The 16,387-nt window shown below is 37.2% G+C and carries 16 protein-coding genes; 5 read left to right on the top strand and 11 right to left on the bottom strand.

All coding sequences use genetic code 11. The annotated features are described in order from the left end of the window. The 6 genes from sucC to IJE64_RS05430 all read right to left on the bottom strand — a co-directional run bounded on the left by sucC (position 1) and on the right by IJE64_RS05430 (position 6,611). Entirely contained in the window at positions 1–1,119 is a 1,119-nt protein-coding gene (sucC, locus tag IJE64_RS05455; protein ID WP_292783133.1) for an ADP-forming succinate--CoA ligase subunit beta, read from the bottom strand. A gap of 8 nt (positions 1,120–1,127) precedes the next feature. Continuing rightward, entirely contained in the window at positions 1,128–1,679 is a 552-nt protein-coding gene (locus tag IJE64_RS05450) for a 2-oxoacid:ferredoxin oxidoreductase subunit gamma (RefSeq protein WP_292783131.1), read from the bottom strand. A 9-nt stretch (positions 1,680–1,688) separates the two neighbouring features. Continuing rightward, complete coding sequence (locus tag IJE64_RS05445) at positions 1,689–2,552, bottom strand: 2-oxoacid:ferredoxin oxidoreductase subunit beta (RefSeq protein WP_292783129.1); 864 nt, start codon at positions 2,550–2,552, stop codon at positions 1,689–1,691. Position 2,553: 1 nt separating this feature from the next. Continuing rightward, the gene (locus tag IJE64_RS05440; protein WP_292783127.1) at positions 2,554–3,672 is read right to left on the bottom strand and encodes a 2-oxoacid:acceptor oxidoreductase subunit alpha; all 1,119 of its coding nucleotides are present in this window, start codon (positions 3,670–3,672) and stop codon (positions 2,554–2,556) included. A gap of 2 nt (positions 3,673–3,674) precedes the next feature. Next, entirely contained in the window at positions 3,675–3,938 is a 264-nt protein-coding gene (locus tag IJE64_RS05435; protein ID WP_292783124.1) for a ferredoxin family protein, read from the bottom strand. Positions 3,939–4,082: 144 nt separating this feature from the next. Beyond that, a complete protein-coding gene (locus IJE64_RS05430) occupies positions 4,083–6,611 on the bottom strand; it encodes a right-handed parallel beta-helix repeat-containing protein (protein WP_292783122.1) in 2,529 nt (842 codons plus the stop codon). A gap of 57 nt (positions 6,612–6,668) precedes the next feature. Here IJE64_RS05430 and IJE64_RS05425 point away from each other — a divergent pair, with 57 nt between their 5' ends. Continuing rightward, the gene (locus tag IJE64_RS05425) at positions 6,669–7,160 is read left to right on the top strand and encodes a fumarate hydratase C-terminal domain-containing protein (protein ID WP_292783120.1); all 492 of its coding nucleotides are present in this window, start codon (positions 6,669–6,671) and stop codon (positions 7,158–7,160) included. Here the strand turns inward: IJE64_RS05425 and IJE64_RS05420 are convergent. Continuing rightward, complete coding sequence (locus tag IJE64_RS05420) at positions 7,157–7,732, bottom strand: DapH/DapD/GlmU-related protein (RefSeq protein WP_292783118.1); 576 nt, start codon at positions 7,730–7,732, stop codon at positions 7,157–7,159. The two genes, IJE64_RS05425 and IJE64_RS05420, sit on opposite strands and share 4 nt — an antisense overlap. Before the next feature lie 869 nt (positions 7,733–8,601). Here IJE64_RS05420 and IJE64_RS05415 point away from each other — a divergent pair. From IJE64_RS05415 to IJE64_RS05405, 3 genes are all read left to right on the top strand, one after another. Next, positions 8,602–9,216, top strand: coding sequence for a TetR/AcrR family transcriptional regulator (locus IJE64_RS05415; protein ID WP_292783116.1), 615 nt, complete (start codon positions 8,602–8,604; stop codon positions 9,214–9,216). A 116-nt stretch (positions 9,217–9,332) separates the two neighbouring features. Further along, on the top strand, positions 9,333–10,055 hold the full coding sequence (locus IJE64_RS05410) for a CPBP family intramembrane glutamic endopeptidase (protein WP_292783114.1): 723 nt from the start codon (positions 9,333–9,335) through the stop codon (positions 10,053–10,055). A 47-nt stretch (positions 10,056–10,102) separates the two neighbouring features. Next, entirely contained in the window at positions 10,103–10,294 is a 192-nt protein-coding gene (locus IJE64_RS05405) for a hypothetical protein (protein WP_292783113.1), read from the top strand. Between the two features lie 21 nt (positions 10,295–10,315). Here IJE64_RS05405 and IJE64_RS05400 read toward each other — a convergent pair whose 3' ends face one another. Continuing rightward, on the bottom strand, positions 10,316–11,050 hold the full coding sequence (locus IJE64_RS05400; RefSeq protein WP_292783110.1) for a peptidylprolyl isomerase: 735 nt from the start codon (positions 11,048–11,050) through the stop codon (positions 10,316–10,318). Positions 11,051–11,204: 154 nt separating this feature from the next. Beyond that, entirely contained in the window at positions 11,205–13,556 is a 2,352-nt protein-coding gene (locus IJE64_RS05395) for an Ig-like domain repeat protein (RefSeq protein WP_292783107.1), read from the bottom strand. Between the two features lie 168 nt (positions 13,557–13,724). On the opposite strand from IJE64_RS05395, the gene IJE64_RS05390 reads away from it, so the two are divergent. Further along, the gene (locus IJE64_RS05390; protein ID WP_292783104.1) at positions 13,725–14,819 is read left to right on the top strand and encodes a DUF763 domain-containing protein; all 1,095 of its coding nucleotides are present in this window, start codon (positions 13,725–13,727) and stop codon (positions 14,817–14,819) included. Here IJE64_RS05390 and IJE64_RS05385 read toward each other — a convergent pair. Both IJE64_RS05385 and cobS read right to left on the bottom strand, forming a co-directional pair. Continuing rightward, positions 14,816–15,355 (bottom strand): tRNA (cytidine(56)-2'-O)-methyltransferase, encoded by a 540-nt coding sequence (locus IJE64_RS05385; RefSeq protein WP_292783101.1) that lies wholly within the window; start codon positions 15,353–15,355, stop codon positions 14,816–14,818. The genes IJE64_RS05390 and IJE64_RS05385 overlap by 4 nt on opposite strands. A 249-nt stretch (positions 15,356–15,604) precedes the next feature. Further along, the gene (cobS, locus tag IJE64_RS05380) at positions 15,605–16,387 is read right to left on the bottom strand and encodes an adenosylcobinamide-GDP ribazoletransferase (protein ID WP_292783099.1); all 783 of its coding nucleotides are present in this window, start codon (positions 16,385–16,387) and stop codon (positions 15,605–15,607) included.

Here is a 16,387-nt window from a genome sequence, read left to right as displayed (position 1 = left end):
TTATTTGCCTTCAGCCTTAAGTTCTTCACAAATTTCAACGGCCTTACGGGCAGCTTTCTCCATAGATGTCTCATATGGAATTCCCGCTTCCTCTAAAAGCCTTTGACCTTCCTCTTCGTTAGTACCGGTCAATCTGATTACAATATTAATTTCACGTTCAGACTGATTTAAGGCTTCGATTACACCACGTGCAACATCATCTGCCTTAGTAATACCCCCTAAAACATTTAAAAATACCACTTTAACCGGATCATAGTTCAATACAATATTTAAAGCCTGATTAATAATCTGTGCGGAAGCGCCACCACCAATATCCAAAAATGTTGCCGGCTCTCCGCCGTTAAGCTTAATCATGTCCATAGCAGTCAGTGTTAAACCTGCACCATTACCGATTACGGCAATATCCCCATCCAATTGAACGAAGTCCACAGCCTTTTTCTTATAGTGCAACCTGTCAACCAAATCCTGGTGCCTGTATAATGAATCGTTTTCAACCACCATTTTTGCATCGGCTGCAATTAAACCATCCGGAGTTAAAACCAATGGGTTTATCTCTGCGGTTTCAGCATCATATTTTTTAAATACATTATACAATTTCCATATCATGTCTCCCATAGGGGAGATTAGCTCTGAAGGAACCTCCATTTTACGTGCAATCTCACGTGCTTCATAAGGCAAAAAGTCAAGCAAAGGATTAGGGTAGTACTTAATGATTTTTTCAGGGTTTGTCTTGGCCAAGTTTTCAATCTCCACCCCGCCTTCTTTACTTGCCAGAATTACAGGCTTTCTAGCGCCCCTGTCAACAGAAACAGTTACGAAAAATTCGTGCAAGATTTCGGCTTTTTCTTCAACCAGCAAATGTTTTACCTTTTCGCCTTTAATTTCCATTCCTAAAATTTCTTCAGAAACTTTCAATGCTTCACCAGGGTTGTTTGCGAATTTCACACCACCGGCTTTACCTCTTCCACCGGTTAAAACTTGTGCTTTGATAACAACAGGTACACCCATCTCTGAAGAAATGCTCATTGCTTCTTCAGGATAATTTGCAACATGGCCTTCTAGGATTGGAATTCCTTCATCTTGAAAAATTTGTTTTGCTACACTTTCAAAAAATCTCATTTTAACACCTATTCTTCAGCTAATGCATATCCTGCTTCAAAAGCAGAGATGTTTTTCTCTTCGGTTCCTTTTGGAACGCTTGCTTCAATAGCTTTCATAGCAGATTCCTTAGATATGACTTTAGTAATTTTTGTAATGGCCCCCACCATGACAATGTTTGCCACTATCTTAAGACCTATTTCATCAGTGGCTGTCTTGGTTGCAGGAGCTTCATAAACTTTAATATTATGTTCATCAATAAATTCCCTTACATCTTCAACATCAGTTGTTCCAGGATCAACAATCAATGTCCCCTCATCTTTCAAATCCACAATATATTTCATCAAAGCTTCGTTGGACATAGCCACTAAAATATCTGGACTTTGGACTTTAGGATAATCGACTTCAGTGTCGCTAATAACAACTTCGCATTTGGAAGCACCGCCACGGGCTTCAGGACCATATGATTGGGTTTGAACAGCTTCTTTTCCGTCAAAAAGACATGCAGATTTACCTAATATGATGCCTGCAAGAATAATTCCTTGGCCTCCAAATCCACAAATTCTAATTTCAGTTCTCATATTATACACCTATAACTCCGCTTCATATGCAGAATTGATAAGAGTTTTCTTACCAGATTTTTCTACACTTATTTTATCAATGTTCTCTGTGAATTCATCTTTTTGAGTGTTTGCAAATTCACCAACGACAATTTTGCCTTCCAGTTCTTTCGGTTTCATCCTGTCTGCAGCAGATTTGAATATGGTATTCGCTTTCATGACTGCCGCCATTGCAGTAGGAGTTCTCAACTTATTTTTACGACCGAAGTAAGTTGGACATTGAGTTGCAACTTCAATGAATGAAAACCCAGGGTTTTCCAATCCCGCTTTAATTGCAAGGACCAAGTTTTCCATTTGAACAGTTGTCCATCTTGCTGAATAGCTTGCACCTGCAGCCGCAACAAGTTCTGCCAACTTAAATGGAGCATCATGATTGCCGTAAGGTGCAGTTGTTCCGAAACTGCCTTTAGGAGATGTAGGGCTGATTTGACCCCCAGTCATACCATAAATATTATTATTGATACAGATTACAGTTAAATTAATGTTTCTTCTAGCCGCATGAATCAAATGATTACCACCAATGGATGCAGCATCACCGTCTCCAGTAAATACAACAACGTCCAAATCCTTGTTAGCTGTTTTAAGACCTGTTGCAAAGCTTATAGCCCTTCCGTGAGTGGTGTGAAGGGAATCGCATTTCAGATATCCCGGAATCCTTGAGGAACATCCTATTCCGGAAACCATTGCGATGTTGTCGAAATCCATTTCTGCCTTTTCCATAGCGGCCAGAAATGCATTGATAATAGCTCCGTTTCCACAGCCTGGACAGAAAATATGAGGCAATCTGTCTTCTCTTAAATAAGGGAGAAATCTATTTTGTTTATGTTCAGCCATTTTAGTTTCCTCCTATCTCATCAATCTTGTCTAAAATCTCATCTGGGGTTGGCAGCAATCCGCCAATTACTCCCAACAGATGAACATTAGCATCCTTACATGCCCTGTCAACTTCATAATACATCTGACCTAAGTTCATTTCAACAACCAATACGTCACTGGCATTTTTAGTAAGCTCTTTAATTTGCTCATCAGGGAAAGGCCATGGTGTATGAATCTTGATGTAACCAACTTTTTTATCGGTTCTGCTTACCGCTTCAACTACTGATCGGACTGGAGCACCATAAGATACTATAACTATGTCTGCATCTTCACAGTTTTCGGATTTGACAGAGCAGATCTTATCCTTATTGTTCAATACCTTATCACAAATCCTTTGGATAAGCTTGTCATGAGTTTCAGGGTTGTTGGTATCAGGATATCCCCTTTCATCGTGGGTAAGGCCGGTTACGTGAATATTGAATCCATCACCAAATGCCGGCATTGGAGTTGTTCCGTTTTCAACATTTTCAAACGGCAAGTAATCATCACTCTTTTCAGGTCTTTTTCTTGCAACGATTTCAATATCGTCTTCAACGACTATCTTTTCTCTCATGTGCCCTATTACTTCATCAGCCATTACAAATACCGGAACCCTATACTCTTCTGCAAGGTTGAATGCTTTAATTGTGAAATCAAAGAATTCCTGTACGCTTGATGGGGATAATGCAATCGGTTCGTAATCCCCGTGAGAACCCCAACGGGCCTGCATCATGTCTCCCTGTGCAGCCATTGTCGGCTGGGCTGTTGACGGAGATCCCCTTTGAACATCCACAACTACAATAGGAGTTTCGCTCATGAATGCATAACCTATATTTTCCTGCATTAAAGAAATGCCCGGACCGGATGTTGCAGTCATTGACTTGGCTCCTCCCCAAGAAGCGCCAATGATTGCACCGGCAGAAGCAATTTCATCTTCCATCTGAACAAATGAACCTCCAACCTTTGGCAATTCCCTTGCTAAAGTTTCTGCAACTTCAGTTGATGGAGTAATCGGATAACCTGCAAAAAATCTACAGCCTGCAGCTATTGCTCCTTTAGCACATGCTTCATTTCCTTGAATAAAAAATTCTTCAGCCATTTTTATTTCTCCTTTGTAAAGTGCGGATTGAAATTCACATCATTGCCCTCTTTCATCCACCAATTGTCAGGCAAGTCAACTGTAATCGCTTGGTCAGGACATGCAACTTCACAAGTACCGCATTTAGTGCATCTCTCTTCAAACTTAACAAAAGGCAGTTGGACACCTTTCTTGTTAACTTCAGGAGATATTGCGTATACATTCTTATAACACATGAATAAGCAAAGATGACATCCTTTACATAAATTCTCATCAATAATAATCAATTTTTAATCTCCTAATATATTTATCATAAATAAATATAGAATGTGTAATATATATGTTGATAAACATTTAAATATGTTATTAGAAAAGTGGAAAATTAAAAATTTTTAAAAAAAATAAGAAAATAAATAGATTAAATCTGTAATCTATTTAACAATTTTAACATTAGCACTCTTGGAAACTGTGTATTTTTCATCATTTGATGAAACAACGACCTTATGAGTTCCCAAACTGAGTTTATTGGCACTTATGTAGGCAATTCCATTATAATTAGCCTTTAAGTTATAGGTTTTGTAGGATTTGCCAGTGTAAACCTTAACAGTGACCTTGACATTGTTAGCCGGCTTATTGGTGGCCTTATTTTTAACCGTTATCTTTATACTTGATGACTTTTTAACTGAACTGTCAATATTGACTGTTGTTTTAGCCTTGTTTAAAGTGAATGTTGTCTTAACGGTTTTAGCCACATGATTCTCATCACCGCATTCAACAAAAACATTGAATGTGCCCAACTTACCGAAAGTGGATACTGGTGCGTGAACCATACCATTAGAATCAGAGTTTAGAACATAGCAATAATTTATGCTTCCCTTCCTGAGATAAACGTCCACCCCGCAATTTTTCACAGGCTTTTTGGTTTTTGCATCCAGTACCTTAACATCCAAAGTTTTGCCGGATTTGTAGGTAGTTACTACTTTTGAAGTCTTAAAGATGACATTGGATGTCTTAACCTTAATATTCTTAATTGTAACTGAAACCTGTGAAAAATCCTTACTTGCATACATTGCTTTAATGTCATAGTGATGTCTTGAAACATCTAGATCATAATCCAAGGTTGCAACACCATTGCTGTTGGTTCTTGAACTACTTTCATGAATGTACTTAGACTTAGCGGTTTCATACTCATAAATATCGAAGTTCACAACCTGATTTTTAAGCGCCTTGCCCTGATAGGACAAACTCACAGTGATTTTAGTATCATCAAAGGTAGTGCCTGTTCTTTTAATAGTTATTTCGGCCTTAGGTCTATTCACAACATTGCCCGCTTCTGTTAAGATGAATATGTCATCTAAAGAAAGCTTTTTATTGTAGCTGAATGTTGCTTTTCCATCTTTAATCTGAATGTTGTCCACTAGAATATTGCCTGTTTTTTTATCCTGAATTTTGAAATTGTAAGCTGGAAGTTTATAAACCTTGCCGTTTCTATCGATGAAATTCAGGGAATATGTGTAGTTTCCATCCACCAAGCTGACCTGCTTGAATTCGACATTGATCCAAGAAGCATTATGACCTTCAATTCCTACAACATTTTCAAGATCATAATCGTTTTGCACATTGAAACCTAGGAAATTATTTCCAATCTTCTCTTTAGTTAGATATTTGACCATAGGTTCATAATTGGAGTCCATATACTCCTCATAATAAAGACTCATTGTAATTTGAGCCAAATCCCCATTCCCATCCAGATTATTGGAGAAGATATTGTTGGTTATTTGGACAGTGCCCTTCTCCTCAAAATCAAGATATGCTATGCGCTTGCATGTATTATTGCTGAATATGTTGTTATTGAACACCACATCCTTATAAGAATTAGATACAAACATGTCGCCTTTAAATACATTGTTTGAAAATTGAGAATTCGTAATGGAGACTTTGGTCAAGTCATCGTTTTCAATATAAACAAAACTTCCGCCGACAGTGTTGTTTATGACTTTCATGTTTGAATAAGAGAACTCCCCCCTAATACAATTCCCGTCAAATTCATTATTTATGATGTTGATATTTTTCACAATATCATCATGACAAGTGACATGAGAGCCGCCTTTGAATACTGAACCTTTAACATTCACTTTTACAGGGTCAACAACGACCAAATTACCGTTAGTGAAATTGCAGTTTAGAATTTCTGAAGTGCTAAATACTATTAAACTCCCAGGGCCATCAAAAATACAATTTTTGACAGAAGACTTATTTGAGAATAATCTTGCACTGCCGCCTTCCTCATAGCTATTTTTAAACAGGTTTCTATTTAAATAAACCTCATCAGACTCAGTGCCGATTGAATATCCAATTAAATTCATGAACATACAATCTTCAACCGTTAATTTTTTACTAAACCCTCCGATACAACCTTCCTCATGTTCCGTAAAAACAGAATTCTTAATCAGAACATTGTCCGCATCGGAAGTTATTCCGCAATAATTGCTGTTGCTAAATTCGCAACCATCCACTATTAACGAATACCCCTGAAAATCAATCGCATAATAGCTTATGTCTTCAAAAGTACAATTGATTACTGTTAGGTTTGAATTTGAAACAAAAACCATAGTACTTGACCCCTCCGTATTGACAAACTTCAAATTTTTTAAAGTGACATTGGAATCATAAATACGAAATGCTCCATAACCTTCGAAATCAAGAACAGCACCTTTTTCAGACCCCTGAAGAGTAACTGATTTATAAATGTTAATATACCCATCATTGCTATGATAAGTTCCATTGAGTTCAACCACACCATTTTCTTCAACATTATTGATTGTGTCCCTTATACTTTCAAAATCATTACCCGAAACATGAGGGACATCCGCATCATCGATAGTGCTATTGTCTGATGCCGCTGCAAAATTAACAGATAACAATAGAATAAGTAAGAATAATATTACTTTTTTATACATGATATACATTTTATCTAAATATAATATTTATATTAACCCTTAACCACAACTATATTCATGAAGCACTTGACAGCACCAATTAGCGATGAGGATTTAACAAACCTCAATGTTGGAGACCAGATTTCAATTTCCGGAACCATCTATACAGGCCGTGATGCGGCATTGCCCCAACTTGTTGAACTGATAAAAGAAAACGAAGTCCCCTTTGATTTGAATGGGTCAGTGATAATGCACACCGCATTTAGTGATGCTGGAATCGCTCCAACAACAAGCAGCAAAGTTGAAATAGAATCGACAATTCCTAAATTAAGCGAAGCCGGTGTTAAAGTCCATATTGGAAAAGGAATGTTAAGTGATGAAACTGTCGAAGCATTAAAAGAGAACAACTCAATTTTTGTCATAACGCCGCCTCTAGCGGCATTGCTTACAAGCAAGGTTCTGGAAAAAAAGTGCGTTTTGTTTGAAAATGAAGGCATGGAAGCCATTTTTAAGCTTAAAGTGAAAGAAATCCCAGGGATTATCGGCATACACAATGGCGAAAAGCTTTAATCCATCCTGATGTCCCTGATATATCTGGCAGGAATTCCGCCAACGACAGTGTTTTCCTTAACGTCTTTTGTAACGACAGCCCCTGCCGCAACAATCGCCCCATTTCCAACCGTTACACCGGAAAGTATTGTAGCATTTGAGCCTATCCACACGTCATTTCCTATTTTTATTGGTGCAGGAATTAAGTTGCCCCTTTTAGATGGGTTTTCCTCATGGTTCAATGTGGCCAGAACAACATTATGGCCAATCAATGCATTATCACCTATGTAAATTCCGCCCTGATCCTGAAACCTGCAGCCGGAGTTTATGAAAACATTTTCACCCAAATGGATATTTTTTCCAAAATCCGTGGTGAATGGAGGAAAAACTCTGAAGTCATCACTGACCTTCTTGCCTATCAGCTTAGAGAACAAATCACGAATTTCATCCAGATCATGATACTTGCAGTTAATCTCACAGGTAATCTTTTGAGCTTCCTGCGAATAATAATTGCAGGTCAAGGTCGCCTCTTCATCCATCGTTAAAGTTTCGCCCTTATTGAAAATGGCTAAAAGTTCATCAAGTTCTAACATGAATGATAATTTATTGAAAATAGTATTTAAATTAGTGTTAAATAAACAAAAGCATTATTGTTCAAATAAATATCCGAAAATCAGTGCTAAAAAAGTCAGATTTAATGTCTTATTGCAGAGATAACTCCCCACAATATTCACAGTAGACATTAAAAAATATAGATTTGCATCTCCATAGAGGTTTACTTTAAAAGTAATTCTCTTGTATAATCTTATTATCAAATTATTATATAAATTTAACTATTTTTGTAAAATGAGGTAATTAAACAGTGTTCTCTCCGGGAAAAAGGCCTCACGAAAACTTGGTTTTCAAAGCCCATCATTGAATCGTTTATATTTAATTACCAGTTAAATGGAAGTGAAAATTTGAGTTATTATCTTCTACATTTTATTAGAATCATTAGTGATCTAATAACTGAAGCGATATTAAACCAATATGTTCCAATCGTGAAAATAATCAACTCCACCGTTCTCACCTCCTCGGAGATGCATGGAAAGAACACCAATACAGCCCTGTGAAAAACTGAACTGATTAATACACAAACATTACTTAAAAATAACAATTTCATGTTTATCTACCTCCCACCATACCTATGTTTTGAGGCCTTTTGCTAGATAATATATGGTTTAAAACTTATTTAAGGCTTGTTGAAGCCATTTAGAAAAATTGTAGCGATTTTAAATAATTATAGTCATTAAAACATGATATATGACTGTTTGTTAATGATTAATTCCCAGTGAAAACATTTATATACTATAATTTTTATATTAAAAACAAGAAAAACCGACTGATAGTCGAAAAATGATTGACAAGAATATGGGGTTAATCATAATATAAAAACAGGCCAATGGCCTATTTGGAGGCAACTATGAAAAAAGGTGAAAAAAGGAAAAAAGAGCTGTTAAAGATAGGCTATGATATGTTTCTCACACAGGGATACGAGAATACCAGCGTTGACGAAATCATAGAAAAAGCACAGATAGCTAAAGGCACATACTACTACCATTTCCAAAGCAAGGAGCAGATGCTCGAAGAAGTCATAGACATGATGATTGATAGTGAGACCGAAATGGCAAAGCAGATTATCGCAACGGACATTCCCGTACCGCAAAAAATAGTCGGGATAATTGCATCGATGAAGCCTACCGAAGAGGAAGAACCCATAAAGAACACTCTTTTCCAGCCGGAGAATGTGCTAATGCACCATAAGGTCAGAAAAAAATTGATTGATACGATTACCCCCCTCTTATCTGAAGTTGTAAAAGAGGGAATAAATGAAGGCATCTTTGAATGCGACAACATCCCCGAGCGCGTTAAGATGCTCCTTATCATCAGCGACAGCACATTTAATGAAGGTGGATTCAATGAACGAGATATTTTCGTCTTTATAGACATGACAGAAAAACTTCTCGGGGCAGAGAGCGGAACTATGAGTTTCATTTACGACCTGATTGATAAGAGCGATATGGAGGCGGTCGAGTGAGCAGTACGGAAAAATACAAATATAAGCCTGTTCTCTTTTTTGCTCTGGCGTATGTTTTTACCTGGATATTTTGGATTCCGGCGATCTTTTTGCCTGAAAGCATCAGCCCATTACTCATGCTGATAGGCCTTATGGCTCCGGCTATCGTGTCTACAGTTTTCATTATGGCCTCCGGCTCAGATGCGCTTAAAAAAGACTTTAAGAATAAGATCATCGGCTTTTACAAAGTAAAATGGCTGAATGTAGTTTGGGCCGTGATCGTATTTGCGATTGTAATAGTCTGTTCCATTCTCTTGTCGCTGCTATTTGGACAGCCACTTAGCCAGTTTTCCTTTACTGAAAGCTTTTCCTTTACCGGCGTTGGAATAGCCGGAGCATTTATCACCATTACGATTGCTTCGATAATTGAGGAAGTGGGATGGAAAGGATACTGTGAGGATTCAATTGGTAACTATATGAACTGGTTTTGGGAATCCATGATTTTTGGAGTGCTATGGTCTTTATGGCATTTGCCTTTAATCTTTATTCAAGGAACCTATCAGGCAGGACTTATGGTGAATCCCCTTTATGTGATTAACTTTTTTGTGAGCGGAATCCCTATGGGATTTGTCATTACATGGGTCTATCTTGAAAGCGACCGTTCGATATTAGCTTGCATGATATTCCATTTCTTCGTCAATTTCATGCAGGAGAAAATAGCGTTGACTCCTGAAACAAAGTGCCTGGAGACAATAGTGATAACAGTGCTTACAGTTATGATAATCATGGCTAAAAAAGACATGTTCTTTGAAACTCGCCATGTTGGAAGACTGCTTGAATACAGCAACGAGCAGAAATAAAAATAAGATAAATGAGGCATCGGTCAGGCACCCGGTGCTTTTTTTTAATGCTAAGAAATAGGTTAAGACCAGCGGCAAGCAAAATCAAAGGCATCATGAGAAATTGGCAACTGCAATTCGATAACAAAATGGAGTCACCGGTGATTCCATATCAAGAGCCAGGAAATATGATGCCGCTTAAACTGGTCAATATAATGCTGAAACTATTTATTAGTGATAATTTCAACATTATTGTTTAAAAAAATAAAAAATTAGGGAATCTATTCTTCATCTTCTTCTTCAGATGACTCTTCCCTTTTTTCGAATTCATCTACGAAATTGACTTTGGTGATTCCTTCGATGTTTTCCCAGATGTCTTTAGCAATTCTGAATCTTGCAAAGGTAACATCCATGTAGGATTGTTGGTCGAATTTAGCCATTTCATCCAACTTGATGTTTGCAACACCGTCAACGATGTCAATTTCGGTTTTGTCAATGTCCACGTTAGGATTGGAGTAGTGTAACTCAATCATGCTTTTGATTTTATCATCGTCATCGTCAATTACTTCAGTTACCTCAACATCGTAAATCAAGTCTTTTCCGGCTAATTCATGGTTGAAATCCACTTTCACTCTTCCGCCATTTACGGTTAAGATTTTACCTGAAGATCCTTCAGCATTAATTCTCATTCCAGGAACAGGGTTCATGCCTTGCTTTTTGAATTCTTTCATAGGCACTAATTGAATCATTTTAGGGTCTCTAGGACCGAATGCATTATCTGATTCGACTTCAATATGTTTAGTTTCGCCTTCTTCTAAACCTTTGATAGCTTCTTCAATAGCAGGCAATAAGTGATTTCCTCCTACAACAATTGGAATTGGTTTGTAGGTTTTATTTTCATCGAAAATTCCAGATTCCTGTGCAACTTCATCATAAGTAGTGTCAAATACTTCATCAGTTTCTTTAACTTTTCCAGTAAAGTTTACTCTAACAAAATCTCCGTTATCTATAGCCATAATATTTGCTCCTTAATAATTTTGATTAAATAATTTGTTAATAAATATAACATTTTATACTTTTAGTAACCATCATTTATTAAAGTTTTGCTTGAAGGGGTCGCAAAAGTAGAAAATAGGTGTTGGTGAAAAAAATTAAATTTAAAATAATATTTTAGAACGGTGGACTTACGTATTTGCCGCGTATTTTATAGGAATTGGTATTCCAGTTAGCTATTTTTCCCAAATCATTGATTCTATTACTAGGATCTCCGCAAATCCATGTGTTGTCAACCAAAACCTGAGTCCAGACATGCCCGATATAGCCACTGCTAAAAAGACATCTGCCATGGACATATCTTGCTTTAAACCCTGCTGTCCGGTACATGGAAACCAACAAGTGTGATTTGTCAACACAATTGCCTGATTTGGCATTCAATGTGCCTACTGCGCCACGACGAGTATTATAATAAAAGACATAGGTTATGTTGTACCTTACATAGTTGAAAATAGCTTTCACCTTGTCAACATTATTAGTCAGGCCACTGGTTAACGATTTTACTAAAGCCTTAATCTTTGCATTGTTGACCGGACAGTGACTGGATGACTTGCCATATGCACTTGAACCTGAACCCGCATTCTTCTCATTAAGCCCCTTTCCAAATTTGGAAAGCTCGACATTTATGGAGCTGGATGTTGAAGAAGGAAGATAATCGTTGTTGCCCGTGAAGGTGACCGAAACCTTATATTTTCCCAATGCGACACTGGTTGTGAATTCCGCATAGCCATTTGATGCAGTCTTTGCGGTGTATGTTTCACCATCAATTGTCAGCTCGACATTTCCGTCACGAATAGGCTTTCCACTGGAATCTGTCAGTGAAACCTTAAAGGTCTGCGACGAATCCTTGTAGGAAGTTCCGCATTCCCATGTTAATTTGGAGTCGCTTCTTTTAAAGACATTGATTATAAAAGATTCGGAAGTTCCATTGACTTTAAATTCATCGTAAGACCTGCAATCAACCACATGATTTCCAATATCAAGATTGATAGGTGTTGAGGCTATTCCTTTATTATCAGTAATATCGGTGTAACTTTTTCCTCCAATCGTAAAGGTTACAATCCTATTGACTAAAGGAACTCCACCAGCAGTTAATGCTACCTTAAATGAGGTGCCTGCACCATAACCGAAATCTGTTCTGCCCTGAGCAGTCAAAATTGGAGCAGTTCCATCAAGTATGGTAACAAGATTTGTCGCACTTGACGGATTGAAGAATTTGTTGCCATAATAATCAAATTTGACAGTATAAATGCCTTTACCCCATGATGATGCATTTAGACATATCATTCCCGCAACATCTGTTTTTTTAGAATATGTTACTCCGTTAATGTTCACATTAATATTTTTTCCAGAATTTGAATTTCCTCCCAGACTTGTAGTGAATTTGACTTTGATTTCCTTGGCATCATTTGGTAGAAACGTGTAAAAATTATCTGCAGTGGTTAATTTGGTGATTGCAACATTAAAAAGTGTAACCTTATTGGTTTTTGACAAACCATCAGTATTATAGGAAACGACATCATATGTGCCTTTTTTATAACTGTTGAAAGATAAACTTACAAGTCCATTTGAATCCGTTTTGTACTTGTAAGTTTTACCGTTGATTTTGATTTTAACCTGCTTATTGGCTAATGGCTTGCCATCCTTTTTAAAAAATTTCACTACAAACCTATTATCATCGCCAATGACTTTCTTAAGGTCATAGGATGTAATTGTAGATAGAATTTCAAAAGTGGTGGTTATCTTATATCCCGTAAGGGGATTGGTTGAAACGACCTTATAAATGCCCGGCTTGAAATTCATTGGCAGGCTTATGAGGCCTTTACTATTGGTTTTCCTCGTGTATGAATTTCCATTAACTGTTATGGTAACAATTTTATTTACCAAAAGATTTCCTTTGCTGTCAAGGAATTTAGCCATGTATTGTGTGGCCCCATTATAGTATTTTGTTAGGTTTTTTGCCTGAATGGTGGACGCTATTCTAACTTCAGACGTTAAATTGCTAACTTCAAAATCATTATCTCCATTAAAGTAAGCCATTACGGTATAAGTTCCAGGGTTTATGTTCAAATTAACACCTGCAATACCATTAGCATCTGTTGTGGCCGTATAAGCAATATTATTTATAATAAAGTTGATTTTTTTGTTTGCCAAGACATTATTTGTATTCACATCCTTTAAAACAACACCATAACTTCCATTAACATAGACCCTTGATGCAGGAGATGACAATTCCGTTTTATTTTTAACATTTTCCTTTAAAAAGACTTGATTATCGTTAGTTGATACATTATTAGAATTGGTTGCTCCCAATTCATCAGATTTAAAGCAGTCTTGAATCTGAAGAGACACATCATTGCCAGAATTCAGACTAGGCCCATCCACATTAACATCACTTGCCTGAATTGCACTGATTGAAAAAAATAGAACAAATGCCAAAAATACGGCCATTGCCACCTTTTTATTCAAAATTAATATGCCTCCATCTAATTTTCTTTAGAAAAATCTGATTTAATCTAATGAATATTTATTTTGGCAAAACAATATAAATATTTTTATTCGCCATTAAAACAATGAAATACTTTTCAAATGCTCTTGCTAAAAAACTAATATTTAATATAACATATAATAAAAACCATGCAAAGAAAAGGTGCAGTCAATTTACCCCTCCATGGAGGGCATCCTCCAAAATGGTTATTTACAAGAATGGTTGACCTATCCGGAGCGCTAGCTTCAGTCATCATTGAAGAGTATAGTTTAGAGGACTTTTTAAATAGGATTTCAAATCCCTATTGGTTTCAGGCATTCTCCTGCGTTTTGGGTTTTGACTGGCATTCATCAGGAACAACCACAACCACATTAGGGGCATTAAAAGCATCACTATCCCCTGAAGAACATGGAATCTATCTTAGCGGAGGCAAAGGCGCAAAATCCAGAAAAACACCGGAAGGCATTGAACACGCTGGAGAGATATTCAACTTAAAGACCAAAACAACAGAAAAACTAGTCCAGACAAGCAAATTGTCTGCTAAAATCGACAATTCATGCATTCAAGATGGCTACACATTATATCAACACAATTTCTTTGTTACAGAAAAGGGAGATTGGGCGGTTGTCCAACAGGGCCTGAATACACAAAACAAATATGCAAGACGTTACCACTGGCTGGGAAGTGAAGTCGAAAAGCTTCTAAATGATCCTCACAGCGGAATATCCTGTGACATGAAGACTCCAAATACATTGAACATGTCTTCAAAAGACAGCAAGGAAGCCCAAAAGATAAGCGTGGATTTAATCAATGACAATCCAAATCATTTAAGGCAATATTTTAAAAGAAAAGACAATCAAATGCTTTTGGAAGATTTCACAATGCCCCAACACCATCCAGTGCTCGACATGGACATTTCAGATAAGGAATTCGAGATCCTGACACGAGCCTGGGAGATACAGCCTGAAAATTACGAAGAGCTAATATTGCTTCAAGGAATTGGTCCCAAAAAAATAAGAGCCCTAGCATTAATTTCCGATTTGGTTTACGGTGAGCCGGCCAGTTGGAAAGACCCCGTGAAATACAGTTTCACACATGGCGGAAAGGACGGATTTCCATATCCTGTTGACAGGGAAGTATACGACAATTCGATTCAGACAATCCGAGATGCAATTGACCAGGCACGCATTAAAAAAAGAGAAAAGATAAAAGCCATAAAAAGACTTGACGACTTCATATCCTAACGGTTTTCATCATGAATGTTGACCGTCTTTCCATGAGCTGTCGGAATAACTTCAAGCACGGGATTTTCAAATTCCAAATCAAACTCCTTACCGTCCATCAGCAAGTGCTGAAATACGGCCAAAGAGGATACCTCAGAGTGGGGCTGTGTTGTAACAGACACATTCCAATCTGCAGCTTTATATACTTTTCCAGGAACCTTGGAACCTCCGACGATTATTAAGATATCAGAACCGTCTTTTCTAACTTCAGGAGCCACTTCATGAGCCTGTGATCCGTACATTGTAAGGTGCACCACTTTACCTCCATCTGATTTCCATCTGTTGATGATTCCCATGTAACTTTCAGTGTATTCTATTTCAAAGTTCCCGCCGAATCTTGATGCGGTATCCCGGACATTTTCCATGAGCCTGTTATCGCGTTCACCGGCAAGATAAATTTTACTGGCTCCAAAAGCACGGGCAGTTAAACACACATGGGTTGTAATACGAGTATCCCTTTTCAATCTATGATCCAATCTTAAAACATTTACATTCATACTATCACTAATTAGATTAAGCATGAGAATATATAATTATTTTGAAAAATGATGAGACCACCACTCATATCAATAGGGAGGTAAATTATACTACATTAATAATGTATCTTTTCTTAACTGGTGAGAAATAACAATTAAATACTAACAAAATTTAAAGTGGCAAATCTCATCAGTACTTCATATAATCCTTTTAATATATAAATTAATGATTGAATAACCTCAATATTGATTTTAACATATAAAATTCATTTAAAAGAAATATAAAGCAACTGCCATAAACAGTAATGCAAACAAACGGCCTACCTCATTACTCATTCCAAGCACATCGCCGTTGGCTACAATAAAATTCCTCCTTGCAATGACAGCTATGATAATGCCGCTGACCACAGCACCAACAACGCCAAATATACCGACGGTGCCGCCCAATAAACCGGCGATTATTGCGACTATTATTGTTGAGGCAAAGTAATTTGGAATATTGGTTTCATTTATAAAATAGCTTCCGATTCCAGGAGTCAAAGGAAGAGACAGCAGTGCGGTTGTCAAAAGTGATGTCTTAGCCGCCATCTCACAGATTATGATGCCGAAAATAAAATTATAATCCAATATATTGTATATGCCCGCAATTGTTAAACTGGCAACCAAAAATAATGTGGCAACACCACCAGCACCTACAGAAGAGTCCTTCATGACTTTGATTTTCTTTTCAGGCTCTCCGTGGACCATCACCCCATCCGCCATGTCCATTACGCCATCAAGATGATTGTATCCAGTAATCAACATTAAGAATGCATAGACAATAGCAGCTGTGAAAAATGAATTCAAATGCAGGAATTCCAAAGAAACATACCCGCAAATGGCTGCTAAAACTCCAATGAATATGTGGAGAAACGGCCAGCACCAAGTAAGTTTGGTCATGTACTCAATTGACGTGAAAACATTGATTGGGAGAATTGTCGAGAATGTCAAAAGCCCCAATAAAGACCTGATTGGAGAGAACTCCTCATCTTGAAAGTAATCATCATTTTCCAT

It is taken from the genome of Methanobrevibacter sp. (assembly GCF_017409525.1).
GTDB lineage: Archaea > Methanobacteriota > Methanobacteria > Methanobacteriales > Methanobacteriaceae > Methanocatella.
Note: the sequence above shows the minus strand (reverse complement) of the source record. Positions and strands in the feature narration are given on the sequence as shown.

Excerpts from the sequence above, each read along its gene's own strand:
- IJE64_RS05390 (WP_292783104.1), top strand. The coding sequence starts at position 13,725 with ATGCAAAGAAAAGGTGCAGTCAATTTACCCCTCCATGGAGGGCATCCT.
- IJE64_RS05400 (WP_292783110.1), bottom strand. The coding sequence starts at position 11,050 with ATGGCTATAGATAACGGAGATTTTGTTAGAGTAAACTTTACTGGAAAA.
- IJE64_RS05440 (WP_292783127.1), bottom strand. The coding sequence starts at position 3,672 with ATGGCTGAAGAATTTTTTATTCAAGGAAATGAAGCATGTGCTAAAGGA.
- cobS (WP_292783099.1), bottom strand. The coding sequence starts at position 16,387 with ATGGAAAATGATGATTACTTTCAAGATGAGGAGTTCTCTCCAATCAGG.
- IJE64_RS05405 (WP_292783113.1), top strand. The coding sequence starts at position 10,103 with ATGCTAAGAAATAGGTTAAGACCAGCGGCAAGCAAAATCAAAGGCATC.
- IJE64_RS05445 (WP_292783129.1), bottom strand. The coding sequence starts at position 2,552 with ATGGCTGAACATAAACAAAATAGATTTCTCCCTTATTTAAGAGAAGAC.
- IJE64_RS05415 (WP_292783116.1), top strand. The coding sequence starts at position 8,602 with ATGAAAAAAGGTGAAAAAAGGAAAAAAGAGCTGTTAAAGATAGGCTAT.
- IJE64_RS05385 (WP_292783101.1), bottom strand. The coding sequence starts at position 15,355 with ATGAATGTAAATGTTTTAAGATTGGATCATAGATTGAAAAGGGATACT.
- IJE64_RS05425 (WP_292783120.1), top strand. The coding sequence starts at position 6,669 with ATGAAGCACTTGACAGCACCAATTAGCGATGAGGATTTAACAAACCTC.
- IJE64_RS05450 (WP_292783131.1), bottom strand. The coding sequence starts at position 1,679 with ATGAGAACTGAAATTAGAATTTGTGGATTTGGAGGCCAAGGAATTATT.
- IJE64_RS05420 (WP_292783118.1), bottom strand. The coding sequence starts at position 7,732 with ATGTTAGAACTTGATGAACTTTTAGCCATTTTCAATAAGGGCGAAACT.
- sucC (WP_292783133.1), bottom strand. The coding sequence starts at position 1,119 with ATGAGATTTTTTGAAAGTGTAGCAAAACAAATTTTTCAAGATGAAGGA.
- IJE64_RS05410 (WP_292783114.1), top strand. The coding sequence starts at position 9,333 with ATGCTGATAGGCCTTATGGCTCCGGCTATCGTGTCTACAGTTTTCATT.
- IJE64_RS05430 (WP_292783122.1), bottom strand. The coding sequence starts at position 6,611 with ATGTATAAAAAAGTAATATTATTCTTACTTATTCTATTGTTATCTGTT.